The following is a 3,016-nucleotide window of genomic DNA, read 5'->3' as shown; positions in this document are numbered from 1 at the left end:
GATCATCGTGGACGAGGTGGTCAAGGACGAAAGGTCGAGTCAGGGTATGAATGCGCAAACGTTCTGCATAGTGAAGTCCGCATGACCGATGACCGGGCCGCAGGGCTGCCGCATATGCCGGTTTTCGCGCGAACGGTCCACAAACTCGCGGTGCCCGTCGTCTTTGCCTGGGTGGGGCTTGTCGTCGTCCTCAGCGTCTTGGTTCCATCGCTGGACGCGGTCGCCGAAGAACACACCGTGTCGATGAGCCCCAAGGACGCGCCGTCGATGCAAGCGATGAAGCACATCGGCAAAGTATTCAACGAATTCAACAGTGACAGTGCGGTCATGATCGTGCTGGAAGGTGACAAGCCGCTGGGCGATGAGGCCCACCATTTCTACGACCAGATCGTCCGCAAACTCGAGGCTGACACGAAGCACGTCCAGCACGTCCAGGACTTCTGGGGGGATCCGCTGACGGCCGCCGGTTCGCAAAGCTCTGACGGCAAGGCCGCCTATGTGCAGGCGTATCTTGCTGGTAACCAGGGCGAGAGCCTGGCCAGCGAGTCTGTCGCGGCGGTCCGCAAGATCGTGGACAGCGTGCCTGCGCCGTCGGGGGTCAAGGCCTATGTGACCGGCGCTGGGGCGTTGATCGCCGATCAGCACTGGGCCGGACAAAAGAGCCTCCAGAAGGTCACGATCATCACCTTCGTGGTGATCATCGTGATGTTGCTGTGGGTATACCGCTCGATTATCACCGTGTTCAGCACGTTGTTCATGGTGGTGATCGAGGTGATGGCGGCTCGGGGGGTTGTCGCTTTCCTGGCCTACAACAACATCATGGGATTGTCGACCTTCGCGGTTAATATTTTGGTGCTGTTGGCCATCGCCGCTGGGACAGACTATGCGATCTTTATTCTCGGCCGATATCAAGAGGCGCGCGGCCTAGGCGAGGACCGCGAAAAAGCCTTCTACACCATGTTCCACGGAACCGCGCACGTCGTCCTTGGCTCTGGCCTGACTATTGCCGGTGCGATGTATTGCCTGAGCTTTACCCGGCTTCCGTATTTCCAGACTATGGGTATCCCTTGTGCGGTCGGGATGCTGGTCGCCGTTGCTGCCGCGCTGACCTTGGGTCCGGCGGTCCTGACCGTCGGCAGTTTCTTCAAGCTGTTCGATCCTAAGCGCAAGATGCGGACCCGGGGATGGCGACGGGTGGGCACCGCGATCGTGCGCTGGCCCGGGCCAATTCTCGCGGTGTCAGTCGCGATCGCCCTCATCGGTCTACTCGCCCTACCCGGTTATCAAACCAATTACGACAACCGGCTGTATTTACCCCCGAGCGTCCCCGCGAATATCGGCTACGCCGCCGCCGAACGGCATTTCCCCGCGTCCCGGATGAATCCGGAATTGTTGATGATCGAGACCGATCACGACATGCGCAACCCGGCGGGCATGCTGGTGTTGGACCGGATCGCCAGGGGGGTCTTCCACATCCCGGGTGTCGCGCGCGTCCAGGCGATCACCCGGCCGCTGGGAACGCCGATCGAGCACACCTCAATCCCGTTCCAGATCAGCATGCAAAACACCACGCAGGTCGAAAACCAGCAGTACATGCACCAGCGCATGGACGACATGCTCAAGCAGGCCGACGCGATGCAACAGTCCATCGACACCATGCAGCGCATGTACAACATCACCTCGCAGATGGCCGCGGTCACCCACCACATGGACGGCCTCACGCATGAAATGTTGGATGTCACAAACACATTGCGCGACAACATCGCCAACTTCGATGATTTCTTCCGGCCGATTCGCAGCTACTTCTACTGGGAAAAGCACTGCTTCGACATCCCGGGCTGCTGGTCGCTGCGATCCCTCTTCGACGCGCTCGACGGTCTGGATCAGATCACCGAAAAATTCACCTATCTTGCCGGCGACATATCTCAGCTGGACGCCTTGATGCCGCAGATGCTGGCGCAGATGCCGCCCATGATCGCCACCATGACGACCATGAAGCAAATGATGCTGACCATGCACAGCTCGATGTCGTCGCTGTATGACCAGATGGACGTGATGAGCCAAAACTCGACCGCCATGGGCCAGGCCTTCGACGCCGCCAAGAACGACGACTCGTTCTACATCCCGCCGGAAGTCTTCGACAACCCCGACTTCAAGCGCGGTCTGAAGATGTTCCTGTCGCCGGACGGGCACGCGGCCCGCTTCATCATCTCCCATGAAGGGGATCCCGCGACCCCGGAAGGCATTTCGCACGTCGAGCCGATCAAGAACGCAGCCAAGGAAGCCATCAAGGGAACTCCGCTGGAGGGCGCCAAGATCTACCTTGCCGGCACCGCCGCGGTCTACAAGGACATGCGCGACGGCTCCAAATACGACCTGATGATCGCGGCAATAGCTGCGGCCAGCCTGATTTTGATCATCATGCTGATCATCACCCGAAGCCTGGTCGCCGCGGTCACCATCGTGGGCACGGTGCTGATCTCGTTGGGCGCCTCGTTCGGACTGTCCGTGCTGGTGTGGCAGGACATCATCGGCTTCAAACTGCACTGGATGGTGCTGGCGATGTCCATCATCTTGATGCTGGCCGTCGGATCCGACTACAACCTGCTGCTGGTGTCCCGTTTCAAAGAAGAAATCGGTGCCGGTTTGAAAACCGGAATCATCCGCTCGATGGCCGGCACCGGTGCGGTGGTGACGTCTGCGGGCCTGGTCTTCGCCGCCACCATGGCCTCGTTCATATTCAGCGATTTGAAAGTCGTCGGGCAGGTCGGCACCACCATCGGCCTGGGTCTGCTGTTCGACACCCTGATCGTGCGCTCATTCATGATGCCGTCCGTCGCCGCGCTGCTGGGGCGCTGGTTCTGGTGGCCGCAACAAGTACGCACTCGCCCGGCCAGCCAGCTACTTCGGCCCTACGGGCCACGTTCGGCGGTTCGCGCCTACCTGCTGCCCCGGCAAGATGACCCGCAGTCGGCGACCACCGACCGGTTCCCGGCGGCCTCACCGCACTACTAAG

At 60.6% G+C, this 3,016-nt stretch carries 2 protein-coding genes; both read left to right on the top strand.

Annotation, left to right across the window (positions count from 1 at the left end):
• The coding region (locus AWC17_RS33970; protein WP_218621756.1) for an MmpS family transport accessory protein at window positions 1-85 on the top strand (85 nt) is incomplete at its 5' end.
• Window positions 82-3,015 (top strand): MMPL/RND family transporter, encoded by a 2,934-nt coding sequence (locus tag AWC17_RS06305; protein ID WP_042909973.1) that lies wholly within the window; start codon window positions 82-84, stop codon window positions 3,013-3,015. The genes AWC17_RS33970 and AWC17_RS06305, both read left to right, overlap by 4 nt.
• The last annotated feature ends 1 nt before the right edge of the window (window position 3,016 follow it).

This window comes from Mycobacterium nebraskense (assembly GCF_002102255.1).
GTDB classification, from domain to species: Bacteria; Actinomycetota; Actinomycetes; order Mycobacteriales; family Mycobacteriaceae; genus Mycobacterium; species Mycobacterium nebraskense.
Note: the sequence above shows the minus strand (reverse complement) of the source record. Positions and strands in the feature narration are given on the sequence as shown.